Source organism: Winslowiella toletana (genome assembly GCF_032164335.1).
Taxonomy (GTDB): domain Bacteria; phylum Pseudomonadota; class Gammaproteobacteria; order Enterobacterales; family Enterobacteriaceae; genus Erwinia; species Erwinia toletana_A.
Map to the genome: position 1 here is coordinate 3199060 of NZ_CP134152.1, position 15352 is coordinate 3214411.

Here is a 15352-nt window from a genome sequence, read left to right on the forward strand (position 1 = left end):
GTTTATCCAGTGAATCAATTTAAATGGCGGTGAAAGTGTTTCATTTACCTTTGCGAAATACCAGCATTCCGGCGATTGCAAGCCCAGTTCCTGCCACGTACAGCGCCGGTTCCAGCCGGTGCGTCAGCTGGGTGGAGAGCGCTGACAGCACCGGCCCAACCAGTTGTCCAATGGCATAGCCGGTCGTCAGTAAACCCGCCAGATAACGCGCATGTTCTGGCGCCAGTTCGCGGCCGTACTGTAATGACAGCTGAACCACACAGAGGAAGCCGCCGCCGACCAGCACTGCGCCAATCACCAGCCCGCTCATGCCTGGAATAATATCAGCGGCAAATACCCCCAGCGCCTGCGCCCATAGCGTCAACGCCAGACGCCGGTGAGTCGATGAGTAGCGACGGGTTATGATGCCAAGCCCGATCCCTACTACCGCTGCACCGCCAAAAATGGGCCAGACAAACTGCGCAAAAGCGCTGTCAGGAAAACGTGCGGCTGCCATCTGCGATAAAAATGTCGCCGGCAGGATATAGCCAAAGCCTGCCAGACTGTAACTCAGCACCAGCCGTTTCAGCGCTGGCGTCAGTAACAGCGGCTGCGGCGCGGTCTCCGGGCGATGCAGCTGGCCGCTGCGCGGCAGGTTCGCCGCAATTAACGTAATCAGCACCAGCGCCAGCAGACCATAAGCGGCCCAGGCAAAAGCGGCGCTGACATTGAAGGCATGCAGCAATACTGCCAGCATTCCACTGATAAAGATTCCGGTGCCCGGCCCGGCAAATACCGCCGCCGACAGGCCGGGACGGCCGTGGTGCAGCAGCTGTTCATTGCTCCACGCCGCCACCAGCACCATCGCCCAGCCGCTGGCCCAGCCAATTAAAAACCGCAGGATGCCGTGCCACCACGGGCCGTCAACGCAGGCGGAAAGCAAGGTCAGAATCACTGCTCCCCAGACTCCCGCCTTAAGCCGCCACTCTACCCTGCGGCTGGCGCGCATCGCATCGAAAGAGCCGCACAGATAACCGAGGTAATTAAGTGCGGCCACCAGTCCGGCGCTGGTTAATGTCAGCTGATGTTCGTTAATCATCAGCGGAACTTGTGGGGTGAAAGCAAAGCGGCCAATGCCCATTGCCACCACCAGCGATAAAAATGCGCTTAACGCGACGCGCAGTGCCATATCAATCTCCTGAATTTTTTCTACTGTAGCGCGGGCATTATTCGAATCATTTTGCTGCCAACGCATCATAACGGTTGCCAGTATCATGCGCGCTGGTTAAACTCACGGAAAGTGAATAATCATAAGCAAGTTGCTTACGGGAAGTGAACGGATGGATTTAACCCAGTTACGTATGTTTTGTTCTGTCGCCGAAACCGGTTCGGTTGCGCGTGCTGCTGAGCAGTTGCATCGCGTGCCGTCCAATCTGACAACTCGCCTGCGCCAGCTGGAGCAGGAACTGGGTACCGACCTGTTTATCCGCGAAAAGCAGCGGCTGCGCCTGTCGCCAATGGGCCATAACTTTCTCTGTTATGCCCAGCGCATTCTGGCCCTGAGTGAGGAAGCGCTGAGTATGACGCGTACCGGCGAGCCTGCCGGTAATTTTGCCCTCGGCTCGATGGAGAGCACCGCCGCCACTCGCCTGCCCGCACTGCTGGCAGCTTATCATCAACGCTTTCCGGCGGTGGCGCTATCGCTGATTACCGGTACTTCCGGCGAAATTATCGAACGCGTGCGCGCCGGAACGCTGGCCGCTGCGCTGGTTGATGGCCCGGTGCCGTATGACGAACTGAATGGCTGTATCTCATTTCGTGAACAGATGGTGCTGATCTCCAGTCCCGAGCATGCCGATATCCACAGCGCCGCAGATGCCAGTGACGATACGCTGTTTGCCTTCCGCCCCAGCTGCTCCTATCGCCTGCGCTTTGAGTCGTGGTTTCGTGAAAGCGGCGTGCAGCACGGCAATATTATGGAGATTCAGTCTTATCACGGCATGATGGCCTGCGTCGCCAGCGGTGCCGGCCTGGCGATGATCCCACTCTCCGTACTGCGTCAGATGCCAGGCCAGGAACGAGTGAAAGTGCATCCGTTACCGCCGCTGTATCGCGACAGCGCCACCTGGCTTATCTGGCGACGCGATGCGTTTACACCGAATGTGGAAGCACTGAAATACCTGATTATTGAACAATTTGATGACAAACCCGAGAACCCGTGAATCTGGTCCATACTTACCAGAGCACAAAATTTACGCAATAACACCAGGTACTAACAGAACGCTAGCCTGGAGCAATTTTAAACAGAGGAAGATACCGTGGAAATGATCAAAACTCGCGCCGCCGTTGCCTGGGCCGCTGGCGAACCACTGAAAATTGAAGAAGTGGATCTGATGCCACCACAAAAAGGTGAAGTACTGGTGCGCATCGTCGCCACCGGTGTTTGCCATACTGATGCCTATACCCTTTCCGGCAAAGATCCGGAAGGCGTGTTCCCGGCGATCCTTGGTCATGAAGGCGGCGGCATTGTTGAAGCGGTTGGCGAAGGCGTAACCAGCGTGGCGGTCGGCGATCATGTCATCCCGCTTTACACTCCGGAATGTGGCGAATGTAAATTCTGTCTTTCCGGCAAAACAAACCTGTGTCAGGCCATTCGTGCGACCCAGGGTAAAGGTTTGATGCCGGACGGCACCACCCGCTTCTTTAAAGACGGTCAGCCAATTTTCCACTACATGGGCACCTCGACCTTCTCTGAATACACCGTGCTGCCGGAAATCTCGCTGGCGAAAATCAGTAAAGAAGCACCGCTGGAAGAAGTTTGCCTGCTGGGCTGTGGCGTCACTACCGGTATGGGTGCAGTGATGAATACCGCGAAAGTGAAAGAAGGCGATACCGTGGCGATTTTCGGCCTCGGCGGCATCGGTCTTTCGGCAATTATTGGTGCACAGATGGCGAAAGCCGGTCGCATTATTGCTATCGATATCAATACCAGCAAGTTCGATCTGGCGACCAAACTGGGCGCGACCGAGGTGATTAACCCGAAAGATTACGATAAGCCGATTCAGGATGTGATTGTTGAACTGACCGATGGCGGCGTCGACTTCTCGTTCGAGTGTATCGGCAACGTCAATGTGATGCGCTCCGCACTGGAATGTTGTCATAAAGGCTGGGGTGAATCGGTAATTATTGGTGTGGCTGGCGCGGGCGAAGAGATCTCGACTCGTCCATTCCAGCTGGTTACCGGTCGCGTATGGCGCGGTTCCGCCTTCGGTGGCGTCAAAGGTCGTACAGAACTGCCGGGTATCGTTCAGCGTTATATGGACGGCGAGTTCCAGCTTAACGATTTTATTACCCATACCATGCCGCTGGAACAGATTAACGACGCATTTGATCTGATGCACGAAGGCAAATCGATTCGTACCGTGGTGCACTTTAATAAGTAATCAGGAGGATTAATGCCATCCACGCTGGAGTTACTGGAAGAGCATCGCATGTTTGGCGGCTGGCAGCAGCGCTATCGCCATCCGTCATCAACGCTGAATTGTTCGATGACCTTTAGCATTTTTTTGCCAGGCCCGAAGCAGGAATCGCCGCCGCCGGTGGTGTACTTTCTTGCCGGACTGACCTGCACCGATGAGAACTTCACCACCAAATCCGGCGCGCAGCGTATCGCCGCCGAGCTGGGGCTGATTCTGGTGATGCCAGATACCAGTCCGCGTGGTGAAGCGGTGCCAAATGATGACGGTTACGATCTGGGCCAGGGTGCCGGTTTCTATCTGAATGCTACTCAGGCACCGTGGAATCAGCATTTTCGTATGTATGATTACATCAATGAAGAGCTGCCGGCGCTGATCGCGGATAATTTCAACGTCAGCGATCGTCAGGCGATTGCCGGTCACTCGATGGGCGGTCACGGTGCGATTATGCTGGCGTTGCGCAATCCGGGGAAATTCACCTCAGCGTCGGCGTTCGCGCCGATTGTTAACCCGTGCTACGTTCCCTGGGGACAAAAGGCGTTCAGCAGCTATCTCGGCGACGATAAGCTGGCGTGGCGCGAGTATGACAGCTGCTGGCTGATGCGTCAGGCGCGCGAAACACTGCCGATTTTGATCGATCAGGGTGACAGCGATCAGTTTCTTGCCGATCAGTTACAACCTGAGCGTTTAGAGGAAGCCGCGAAAGAAGCTGGCTGGCCGTTAACCGTGCGTATTCAGCCGGGTTACGACCACAGCTATTTCTTTATCGCCAGTTTTATTGAGGATCATCTGCGTTTCCACGCCAGGCATTTATTTGCCTGACGGGATCGTGGGAATCGTTAAAAGAGGCGGCGAAATTCGGCGTCAGAAATTATTTACGGGAGCCGTTTTCGGCTCCCGTTTTTTTCATCAGAACGAATAGTCCATCGCCAGGAAGTAACGGCGGCCATCTTCGTTGTAACTGTAATCATCGCGATTCAGATCTTTATCGGTCAGGTTTAATACCCCCGCCCGCAATTTCACTGCTTTCGTCGCCTGCCAGGATGCACCGGTATTCCACAGCACATAACCACCCGGCGTCGCGTCATCATTGTTCAGCGTGCGACGCTCACCTGAATAGTTAGCCTGCAAATAGAATGACCAGTCCTGTAGCGGTGCCCAATCCAGCGTGCCGTTGGCGGTGTGCAGTGGCATCTCTTTCAACGGTTTATTACCGCCATTACTTAAATCGCGCCCGTCGGAATAGGTATAATTCAACGTCAGCTTCCACTGGTCGTCAAACGGCACCTTCAACTCAGTCTCAATGCCGTTAATCCGCGCTTTATTGACATTGTAATAACGGAACACCGGTTTCCCGTCTTTTTCACCGACATAGTTGGCATAGCTTTTCGCCAGATCGCGATCGGCAGTACGCGCAATATTAATCATATCGTCGACGTTATTCTGGAAAGCGGTGATGCTGCCGGTAATGCCATCCAGCCAGCCTTCATCACCGGCATAGTAGAGGCCCAGTTCGAAACTTTCGCTGGTTTCCGGCTTCAGATCCGGGCTACCGACAATCGAACAGCCACCGCGACAGGAGTTGGTCTGCCAGTCCGGGCTAAGCTGTAATAAAGACGGTGCTTTAAACGCGTTTGCCCAGCCGCCTTTCACCGTAACGGTATCGGTGGCGTTGTAGACCAGATAGACGCGCGGGCTCCAGTGATCGCCATAAGTTTCATGATCGTCCATGCGCACGCCAGCGGTCATCGCCAGCGAATCCAGCATCCGCCATTCATCTTCAACGAACAGCGCGTACTGGCTGGCTGAAACTTTGCTGCTGGATCCGCCGGTCAGATTAACCGGATCGCTGAGCTTATCGTGACGCCACTCACCGCCAAAGGTGACTAACTGATTGATATCGCCCAGCGGCAGAATCAGCTTGCCATCCAGCGAGTTATTTTGTGAGGTGATTTTGCTGGTGGTGAAGTTATCGACTTTGTCACCGTAAAAACGCAGTTCGGTATTACCGAAATCCCAGCGGCCATTATGATCAATCGAGTAGTTCTGGCGCTCAAGGCGGTTTTTATCCAGCGAATCTGAATTACGGTCCTGACGGTTAAAACCGTAGCCGAAATTCATATCCTGATTGTCAGTCGGCGTCAGGGCAAATTCTACACTGCCGTTGCGCAGGGTGTTGCCTTCGATACGCGGCGATAAACCGCTGCTGGCGCTGTCAGAGGGCTGCTGTTTATCTTTCTCACGCTTGCCGCCGCCGCCAAATACTTTGACGCCGAGCAGGTCGTCAACCAGTGGGCCGGTGGCAAAGAAGTTGCCGTTATAGCTGTCGCCACGGTCGCGATTCTCCTGCACAGTGGTGTCTGCACTTAGCGTGCCGTGCCAGGCCTTTCCCACTTTGCGGGTGATAATATTGACCACGCCACCCAGCGCATCGGAGCCATATAACGATGACATCGGCCCACGTACCACTTCGATGCGCTCGATGGCGTCGGCCGGAATCCAGTTAAGATCAAAATCGTTGTGGCGGAATACTGCATTACGCGAGTTAACGCGCTTGCCATCAATCAGAATCAGCGTATAGCTGCTGTCGAGGCCGCGCAGGCTAATCCCCTTACGATTATCACCTTCGTTGGTCAGCTGAACGCCCGGCACTTCACGCAGCACATCACGTAAATTCTGTACCGGCTTACGTTTGATATCTTCGGCAGTAATCACGCTGATACTGGCAGGCGCATCTTTCAGATTCACTTCAGTGGCAGAGGCGGTCACCACCATGGTTTCTTCAGACTGTTTTTCAATTTCGTCAGCAAGGATTGGAAAACTTAAGGTGAGAGCAGACGCGCAGAGGCCCCCACGAACCACTGGATTTAAACGGAACATACTTCTCTCCATGAGATATAAAATATAAATAAAAAATTGTCAGCGCGACTAAGGCAGCTGGTTGCTCACAATAAAAATGCGAATAAATTTTCGCTTAATTCTCCGGTTATATTCCGGAATAGGTTTTTTAATAGCGGGAGACGTTAAATGCCTCCCTGATAATACCAGACTTGTTACGTTGCGTTGTTACAGTGCGGGTTCCGGTTCTGCTACCAGCCCGTCAATCAGTACCTGCGGCGTGCCCTGCGAGCAGCGTTCAATCCGCCCTTTTACCCCGTAGACGCGCGCCAGACTTTCCGGTGTGATCACCTCTGCTGGCTGGCCATCGGCAATTAACTCACCATTCTGCAACATTAATACATGCTCGCCATGACGCAGCGCGATATTAATATCGTGCACGACTACCACGGTGACAATATTTCGTTTTTGCGTTTCACGCCGCACTAAATCCATTACGTGGAACTGATAATTTAAATCCAGTGCGCTGAGCGGCTCATCCAGTAATAACAGTTCCGGTCGACGAATCAGCGATTGCGCTAATCCCACCAGCTGTTTCTGACCGCCGGAAAGCTGATCGAGATAACTTAATGCCAGATGCGCAATACCCAGTTGTTCCAGCAGAGACATCACTTCGTTTTCACTGGTGGCGGTACTGCGGCCACCGGACGCACGCTGCGCAACAATAATTGACTCCAGAACGTGCAGATGCACCCCGGCGGGCAATGACTGCGGCAGATAGACCACTTTTTCCGCGCGCCGCGCAAACGGCTGTGCCATCAGCTCTTCGCCATTCAGCCACAGCTCACCTTTGGCGCGGTTCAGCCCGGCCAGAGAGCGCAGCAGCGTCGACTTACCGCAGCCGTTAGGCCCCAGCAATACGGTGATTTTGCCACGTGGCAGCAATGGCACACTCAGGTTTTCAATCACCGGGCGTTTCGGATAACCGGTACTGAATCCGCGAATTGATAATCCCTGCATCAGACATTCCCCCGATGACGCAAAATAATACTCAGGAAGAACGGCACGCCCACCAGCGAGGTGACGATGCCGACCGGGATAATGACGCCAGGAATCAGATTTTTTGACGCCACGGAAGCCATCGACAGCACCAGCGCACCGGTCAGCGCACTGGCCGGTAAATAGAAGCGATGATCTTCACCAAAAATCATCCGCGCAATATGCGGAGCCACCAGGCCAATAAAACCAATCGGCCCGACAAAGGCCACCGCCAGTGCCGAAAGAATGCTGATGCGCAGCAGCGTACCGAGGCGCAAGCGGCGCACGTCGATACCAAAACTAACCGCGCGATCTTCGCCAAGGCGCAGCGCAGTCAGCTTCCACGAACTGAGCATCGAAAACGGCACCAGAATCAGAAATGCCAGCGTCAGCACGCCAAGTTTTTCCCACGATGCGCGCGCCAGGCTGCCCATGGTCCAGAACACCAGCCCCTGTAAGGTATCTTCACTGGCGATAAACTGCATCATCGACACCAGCGCATTGAAGGTAAACACCAACGCGATACCAAACAGCACTACGCCCGAGGTGGCAACCCGCGTCCAGCGCGTGACGCCATCCAGCATCAGAGCGGCAAACAGTGCAAACACAAAGGCGTTGGCAGAAATAAACCATTGAGCGGGGATACCCGGAATACCGATTCCCAGCACAATCGCCAGCGCGGCACCAAATGCCGCCGCTGAAGAAACACCGAGCGTGAACGGACTGGCCAGCGGGTTATTCAGGATAGTCTGCATTTCTGCACCGGCCAGGCCGAGCGCCATACCCACCACCACCGCCATCAGGGCGTAAGGCAGACGGATATCCCAGACGATAACCCGGGTACCGGCATCTACCGTTTCAGGGCTGATCAACGCGTGCCACAGGGTTTCCAGCGATAAGCCGGAGGGGCCAAGAGTAAAATCCAGCACCAGTGAGGCAAGGATCGCCAGCAGCAATACGCCCATAATCATCAGGCGGTGGCGCAGCAATTGTTGATAGCGTCCCATTACGCTTTGAACGGGATTTTTCTTTGCGTACTGAATGGGCTCGTGGGTGACACTCATTTTTCTCTACCTGCTATTTCTGCATTTTAATTCTGTGATAAAGCAAACTGCCCGGCATGGTATGCGGAGAATTGTAAAACTTATACCCCGCTGCGTAACCGCATCCTTCTCTGGCTCTGTTCCCTGAATGACGGCCAGAATTCTGCTGTTCGATGCAGAAAATGTAACGGCTGTAACAATAAAGCAAATGATAATAGTTATCAATGCAATTTGTAACTGCGCGTGACGGATAAAAAAAAGGCGCGGAAACCGCGCCTTTCATTGATTAATTCGTCAGGATTAACCGTTAAATTTAGGAAACTCCATCTCGCTGTACTTCACGAAGCGGCTGCCGCGTGACAGCTTGTAACCCATCCAAATCAGCAGGAATAACGGGATGCCAATGTAAGTCGCGGTTACGCCATACCAGTCAATACGGTCTTCAAGGAACGCCTGATAGTTTTGGCCCAGCGTAATAATCAGACAGAGCACAAAGGCAAAGATCGGCCCCAGCGGGAAGAAACCAGAACGATACGGCAGATCGGCAATATCCAGCCCCTGTGCCACATAGCCGCGACGGAAACGGTAGTGACTGATGGCAATACCCAGCCAGGCGATAAAGCCGGTCATTCCCGAGGTATTCAGCAGCCAGAGATAAACTTCCTGATTACCAAACATTGAGGTAAAGAAGCACAGCATCGCCACCACTGTAGTGGCATACAGCGCATTACGCGGCACACCGCCTTTCGACAGCCGGGCGAAAATACGCGGCGCTTTACCTTCGCTGGCGAGGGTGTACAGCATGCGCGTGGAAGCATACATTCCTGAGTTACCGGCAGAAAGTACCGCCGTGAGGATGACAGCATTCATCACCGCCGCCGCCGACAGCAGACCCGCATGCTGGAATACCAGAGTAAACGGACTGACGGTGATATCCTTCACGTCATTGCGCAACAGGCTGGGATCGGTATAGGGAATAATCAGGCTGATAATCAGAATGGCAAACACGTAGAACAACAGAATACGCCAGAATACCTGACGCACCGCGCGTGGGATGTTTTTCGCCGGATCTTCTGATTCCCCTGCGGCAACACCAATCAGCTCGGTGCCCTGGAAAGAGAAACCAACAATCATTGCCACGCCGATCATGGCGGCAAATCCGCCGGCGAATGGCGCATCGCCTACCTGCCAGTTATGCCAGCCAGCCGTCTCACCACCGCGCATAATACCGGTGATCATCAGTACGCCGACGGCGATAAAGATAATGACCGTCACCACTTTGATCAGTGAGAACCAGTACTCCGCTTCACCAAAACCTTTGACCGAAATGTAGTTCAGCAGGAACATCAGCGACAGGAATAATGCACTCCAGATCCAGCCGGGGGTATCCGGGAACCAGTAGCTCATCACCAGCTGCGAGGCGACCAAATCGACCGCGATGGTTACTGCCCAGTTGTACCAGTAGTTCCAGCCCAACGCGAAGCCGAAGCCTTCTTCAACATATTTAGAGCCGTAAGTAGAGAACGAGCCGGATACCGGCATAAATGCCGCCAGCTCGCCAAGGCTGGTCATCAGGAAATAAACCATCAGGCCAATCAGCATATAAGACAGTAGCGCGCCGCCCGGGCCCGCCTGAGAAATGGTTGCCCCTGAGGCAACAAAAAGGCCGGTACCGATCGATCCGCCAATGGCGATCATCGTCAGGTGACGGGCCTTCAGTTCGCGTCTTAACGCAGGTGGTTGTGTTGTTTTTTTGTCCTGAACCATGAATTAACGCTATCCTGAGTTAAAATGAGGCGCGATTGTAGCAAATCTCCCCCGCAGGTATAGCGATACCGCGAGGTTATAAGTTAGCTTCATAATCGGCCGAAGATCATTAGTAATAGCAGGGTAAGCCTTAATAAGATGCGGCTTTATTCCACGCAATAGCTCAGAAATCGCGACAGCGCCTTGGAGACATGTTTCTGTCGGTGACGGATGCGATATAAGGTACGCGACAATTTTGGCAGCGGAATCTTCACCTCTACCAGCGATCCCACCTCCAGCTGGTCGGCAATCACCCGGCGCGATAAACAGCTGATCCCCATGCCGTGGCGCACCGCATGTTTTATCGCCTCCGAGTTACCCAGTTCCATTGCCAGCTCAAACTGCGGCAAATGCGATAACAGCAGATAATCGACGATTTCACGGGTGCCGGAACCACGCTCACGCAGGATCCACTGCATTTTTGCCAGGCTTTCCAGCGTCACCGGCTGATGCAGTAGAGCTGTATCCGGCGCGGCAAACACCACCAGCTCATCCTCCAGCCACGGCTCACTGATCAGTTCGCTCATATGGCACGGCCCTTCAATCAGGCCGACATCAACGCGAAAATCAGCCACCGCATTAATCACGTCCTGACTGTTACCCACGCTCAGCTCCAGCGGTAAATGGGGAAAGTCGCGGCGATAACCCGCAATCATGCCCGGCAGCAGATAATTGCCGATGGTACTGCTGGCATAAATGCGGATGGCACCATTATCTTCACGGAACAGCTGCTCTATTTCGCCCGCCTGCTCCAGTAGCCCAACGGCTCGCGGATAAAGCAGACGCCCATGTTCGTTTACCACCAGTCGTTTGCCGACGCGGTCAAACAATTGCACCCCCAGCTGCCCTTCCAGGTCGGCCAGCGCGGCGCTGACCGCCGATTGCGACAGCGCCAGCACCTGAGAAGCCTGCGTGGTTGAGCCACTCTTCAGCACTTCGGTAAACACTTCTACCTGACGCAATGTGATATGCATCGTGATTCCTTACGACATCCAGTGAAAAATGGCATACGCCAGCAATATCAGCCAGAGCAGCACAATAATCAGCAGCGTGGTGCTCAGGCCCTTTCTTTTATTATCGTCCGGCGATCGCGCGAGGCGCATCGCGGCATCGGCTCTGACCTCATCCGGCAGTAGCTTTAACAGCAAACTGATGCCCAGCGGCACGACTATCGCATCATCCAGCCAGCCAATCACCGGTATCACATCGGGAATGATATCCAGCGGGCTAATCAGATACAGCGTAACCACGCCGAGCAATCCTTTGATATACAGCGGAGTATGCGGATTGCGGCAGGCGTACCACATCATGGTCAAATTGCTTTTGAATTTCACTATGCGTTTGAACATTCTGCGCTCCACTCTTAACACTTATTCCGGTTAATAATAAATATATAATCAATTTCTCTTTTAAGCCAGTCAGCCCCACACTATCAGCATTGAAACAGGAGGTCTTCGATGGCTGAACTTACACTCTTTAAACCTCAGTCTGGCCCTGCTCCGTTAGCGGCCGGGCTACTGTTATCGGCGGCAATCGCTGGCGCGGCTATCTGGTTGGGCAACCAGCCGTCGGTTGCGTCGCTTGGCCTTGGCGCGCTGACGCTGGCGATTGTGGTGGGCATGCTGGTGGGTAACACCCTCTGGCCACGCCTGCAACGTGCCTGCGATCCCGGCGTGGTCATGGCTAAACAGCGTCTGTTAAGACTGGGTATCGTGCTGTATGGCTTTCGCCTGACTTTTCAGCAAATTGCTGATGTCGGGCTCAGCGGCATCGTGATTGATCTACTGACGCTGTGCTCCACTTTTGCCCTCGCCTGCTGGCTGGGACGCCGGGTGTTTGGTCTGGATCGCGAGACCCGCTGGTTAATTGGTGCAGGCAGCAGTATCTGCGGTGCCGCGGCGATTCTGGCGACCGAGCCGGTAATCAAAGCAGATTCGGCTAAAGTGGCGGTAGCGATTGCTACCGTGGTGATTTTCGGCACGCTGGCTATCTTTATCTATCCACTGCTTTGGCCGCTGGTCAGCACGCTGCTGCCTGGCATAACCGCCACGCAGTACGGTATTTTTACCGGTTCGACCATGCATGAAGTGGCACAGGTGGTGGCTGCCGGACATGCCATTGGTCCGGAAGCGGAAAACGCGGCGGTCATCGCCAAAATGCTGCGCGTCATGATGCTGGCACCGTTTCTGCTGTTCCTCACCCTGCTGATTCGGCGCGATGCTCCGGCCGGGATGGCTCAGGGCGGCATTCGTTTTCCGTGGTTTGCGCTGCTGTTTATTGTGGTGGCACTGTTTAACTCACTGCATTTATTACCGGTATCAATGGTGAGTACCATTAATCAACTGGATACCTTACTGCTGGCGATGGCCATGGCCGCTCTGGGCTTGACCACCCATCTCAGCGCGCTGAAACGTGCGGGCATACGGCCATTATTCATGGCGCTGCTGCTGTTTATCTGGCTGATGGTCGGCGGTGGAATGATCAATCTCGGGGTTCAGCATTTGATGGGCTAGTCGCTTCGGTTATCATAAGCCGTTGCAGTATTGCAGAACCTCAACAGGAGAACGGCATGAAATATATTGGCGCCCACGTCAGTGCAGCAGGCGGCGTGGATCAGGCGGTCATTCGCGCACACGAACTGGAAGCCACAGCCTTTGCGCTGTTCACCAAAAACCAACGACAGTGGCGTGCCGCACCGCTGAGTGCTGAAGTGATTGCAGCGTTTCGCGCCGCGTGTGAAAAATACCACTACAGCTCAGCACAGATCCTGCCGCATGACAGCTATCTGATTAACCTCGGTCATCCGGTTGAGGAAGCGCTGGAAAAATCCCGCGCAGCCTTTCTTGATGAGATGCAACGCTGTGAGCAACTGGGACTGTCATTACTGAATTTTCACCCTGGCAGCCACCTGCATCAGATCGATGAGCATGAGTGCCTGAAGCGTATTGCCGAGTCGATAAACATCGTGCTCGATAAAACGGCAGGCGTGACCGCCGTGATTGAAAATACCGCCGGTCAGGGCAGCAACCTCGGTTTCCGTTTTGAACATCTGGCAGAAATTATTGCCGGTGTGGAAGATAAATCGCGCGTCGGCGTCTGTATTGATACCTGTCACGCCTTTGCAGGTGGTTACGATCTGCGTACTGAAGCAGAGTGCGTCAAAACCTTTGCCGAGTTTGAACGCATAGTCGGCTTCCAGTATCTGCGCGGCATGCACCTGAATGATGCCAAAAGCGAATTTAACAGCCGTGTTGACCGCCATCACAGCCTCGGCGAAGGCAATATCGGTAAAACGGTGTTTAGCTGGCTGATGAAAGACAGCCGCTTCGACGGTATTCCGATGATTCTCGAAACCGTCAATCCGGATATCTGGAAGGATGAGATTGCCTGGCTAAAATCGGAGCAGAAATAGCTCAATAAAAAAGGCGCGGAAATCCGCGCCTTTTTGGGTTTATTCAGCATCTCATCAGGCTTTCGCCAGTTCAGCTTCCGGACGTTTCAGAATCGCGTAACTGATGCCAGCTAACAGCGTACCGGCGATAATCGCCACCAGGTAACCGGCTACCGGAGAGATCGCGCCCGGAATCAGCAGCACAAACAGGCCACCGTGTGGTGCCATCAGTTTGGCACCGACCGCCATGGAAATCGCACCGGTTAACGCGCCACCGGCGATACAGCATGGCAGTACGCGCATCGGATCACGTGCCGCAAACGGAATCGCACCCTCGGAGATAAAGCACATGCCGAGAACCAGCGCCGCTTTACCGCCCTCTTGCTGACCCTTGTTGAATTTACTACGCGCAATCAGCGTTGCCAGACCCATCGCCAGCGGTGGCACCATACCCGCTGCCATAATCGCTGCCATCGGCGCATAGGTTTGTGAACTCAGCAAGCCAACGCCAAAGGCATAAGCTACTTTGTTTACCGGCCCACCCATATCGGTACACATCATGCCGCCAAGAATAGCGCCCAGCAGTACCGCATTTGCCGTACCCATATTCGCCAGCCAGCTGGTCAGGCCGGTCATGATGCCTGCAACAGGTTTACCGACCACGTAGATCATCAGCAAGCCGGTAATCAGGCTGGCAAACAGCGGGATAATCAGAATCGGTTTCAGCGCTTCCATACTTTGTGGCAGCTTCACTTTGCCACTGATCAGTTTGGCGGCGTAACCGGCAATAAAACCGGCGATAATACCGCCGAGGAAACCGGCGTTGATGCTGGTCGCCAACATACCGCCAATCAGACCCGGCGTCAGACCTGGACGATCGGCAATCGAGAAGGCGATATAACCCGCCAGCACCGGTACCATTAACGCAAAGGCACTACCACCACCGATTTGCATCAGCGCGGCGGCCAGTGAGCCCTCTTCCTTGAATGCCTCGATACCAAACGCGAAGGAGAGCGCGATACACAGACCACCCGCGACCACCATCGGTAACATATAAGAAACGCCGGTCAGCAGGTGACGATATGCGCCCGCGCTCTCTTTCTTCTCATCGCCCGCCGCTGCCGCTTGCTGTCCGCCCTGCGGCTTGTAAGTCTTCGCTTCAGCTACTGCTTTATCCAGTTCCTGAGCGGTTTTCTTCAGCGCCAGGCTGGTAGAAGTACGGTACATCGGCTTACCGGCAAACTTTGCCAGATCCACTTCAATATCAGCTGCGACAATCACCAGATCGGCCGCCGCCACTTCTTCCGCAGTAATAGTATTACCGGCACCGACGGAACCACGGGTTTCAACTTTCACCCACCAGCCGCGTTTAGTCGCTTCGGTCTGGATAGCTTCCGCCGCCATAAAGGTGTGCGCCACACCGGTAGGACAAGCGGTAATCGCCACAATTCGCTTCTGGCCGCTGCTCTGGCTCAACTCAGCCGGTGCAGCCGCAGCCGCGACCGGAGCCTGCCAGGATTTGGCTTCAGCCTGCGCACTGGCCAGAAAACTTTCCGGCTGGCGCAGCGCCTGTTCAATGTTGCCCAGCCATACTGCTTTGCCATTTAGCGCATTGTCAGAAGGTACTGAGTTCCCTGCTACCGCCACCAGGTCTGCTTCTGCCGGGTTTTCCGTCAGGGTCAGGCCGGCTTTCGCCGCAGCGGCGGTGAGTAAATTTTTTGCCAGATAGCTGGTCGCCAGTCCCAGCGAAGTATCAATAATCAGCAGCGTTTTCATTATGC

Annotated in this window: 13 protein-coding genes; 5 read left to right on the forward strand and 8 right to left on the reverse strand. The window is 54.4% G+C overall.

Features of this window, described 5'->3' with window-relative positions:
• Positions 1-40 precede the first annotated feature (40 nt).
• Positions 41-1168: a YbfB/YjiJ family MFS transporter gene (locus tag RIN69_RS15075; protein WP_313857763.1), complete on the reverse strand. Its 1128-nt coding sequence runs from the start codon at positions 1166-1168 to the stop codon at positions 41-43.
• Positions 1169-1319: 151 nt separating this feature from the next.
• Between RIN69_RS15075 and ptrR the strand changes: the two genes are divergently transcribed.
• The 3 genes from ptrR (at position 1320) to fghA (ending at position 4277) form a co-directional block, all read left to right on the forward strand.
• A complete protein-coding gene (gene ptrR, locus RIN69_RS15080; protein WP_313852780.1) occupies positions 1320-2201 on the forward strand; it encodes a putrescine utilization regulator PtrR in 882 nt (293 codons plus the stop codon).
• 96 nt (positions 2202-2297) lie between these two features.
• Positions 2298-3422: an S-(hydroxymethyl)glutathione dehydrogenase/class III alcohol dehydrogenase gene (locus tag RIN69_RS15085; protein WP_313852781.1), complete on the forward strand. Its 1125-nt coding sequence runs from the start codon at positions 2298-2300 to the stop codon at positions 3420-3422.
• Positions 3423-3434: 12 nt separating this feature from the next.
• On the forward strand, positions 3435-4277 hold the full coding sequence (fghA, locus tag RIN69_RS15090) for an S-formylglutathione hydrolase (RefSeq protein ID WP_313852782.1): 843 nt from the start codon (positions 3435-3437) through the stop codon (positions 4275-4277).
• 87 nt (positions 4278-4364) lie between these two features.
• Here fghA and cirA read toward each other — a convergent pair whose 3' ends face one another.
• The 6 genes from cirA to RIN69_RS15120 form a co-directional block, all read right to left on the reverse strand.
• Positions 4365-6335, reverse strand: coding sequence for a catecholate siderophore receptor CirA (gene cirA, locus RIN69_RS15095; RefSeq protein WP_313852783.1), 1971 nt, complete (start codon positions 6333-6335; stop codon positions 4365-4367).
• Positions 6336-6521: 186 nt separating this feature from the next.
• Entirely contained in the window at positions 6522-7313 is a 792-nt protein-coding gene (locus tag RIN69_RS15100; RefSeq protein WP_313852785.1) for an ABC transporter ATP-binding protein, read from the reverse strand.
• Positions 7313-8395: a FecCD family ABC transporter permease gene (locus tag RIN69_RS15105; protein ID WP_313852786.1), complete on the reverse strand. Its 1083-nt coding sequence runs from the start codon at positions 8393-8395 to the stop codon at positions 7313-7315. The genes RIN69_RS15100 and RIN69_RS15105 overlap by 1 nt, the downstream gene beginning before the upstream one ends.
• Before the next feature lie 279 nt (positions 8396-8674).
• Complete coding sequence (locus RIN69_RS15110; protein WP_313852788.1) at positions 8675-10141, reverse strand: amino acid permease; 1467 nt, start codon at positions 10139-10141, stop codon at positions 8675-8677.
• A gap of 146 nt (positions 10142-10287) precedes the next feature.
• Entirely contained in the window at positions 10288-11154 is an 867-nt protein-coding gene (gene yieE, locus RIN69_RS15115; protein WP_313852789.1) for a DNA-binding transcriptional regulator YeiE, read from the reverse strand.
• A gap of 9 nt (positions 11155-11163) precedes the next feature.
• The gene (locus RIN69_RS15120; RefSeq protein WP_313852790.1) at positions 11164-11529 is read right to left on the reverse strand and encodes a YkvA family protein; all 366 of its coding nucleotides are present in this window, start codon (positions 11527-11529) and stop codon (positions 11164-11166) included.
• A 108-nt stretch (positions 11530-11637) separates the two neighbouring features.
• Between RIN69_RS15120 and RIN69_RS15125 the strand changes: the two genes are divergently transcribed.
• Positions 11638-12693: a YeiH family putative sulfate export transporter gene (locus tag RIN69_RS15125; RefSeq protein WP_313852791.1), complete on the forward strand. Its 1056-nt coding sequence runs from the start codon at positions 11638-11640 to the stop codon at positions 12691-12693.
• Between the two features lie 56 nt (positions 12694-12749).
• A complete protein-coding gene (nfo, locus tag RIN69_RS15130) occupies positions 12750-13592 on the forward strand; it encodes a deoxyribonuclease IV (protein ID WP_313852793.1) in 843 nt (280 codons plus the stop codon).
• 54 nt (positions 13593-13646) lie between these two features.
• Here the strand turns inward: nfo and fruA are convergent, their stop codons facing one another.
• A complete protein-coding gene (fruA, locus tag RIN69_RS15135) occupies positions 13647-15347 on the reverse strand; it encodes a PTS fructose transporter subunit IIBC (protein WP_313852795.1) in 1701 nt (566 codons plus the stop codon).
• Positions 15348-15352: the final 5 nt, after the last annotated feature.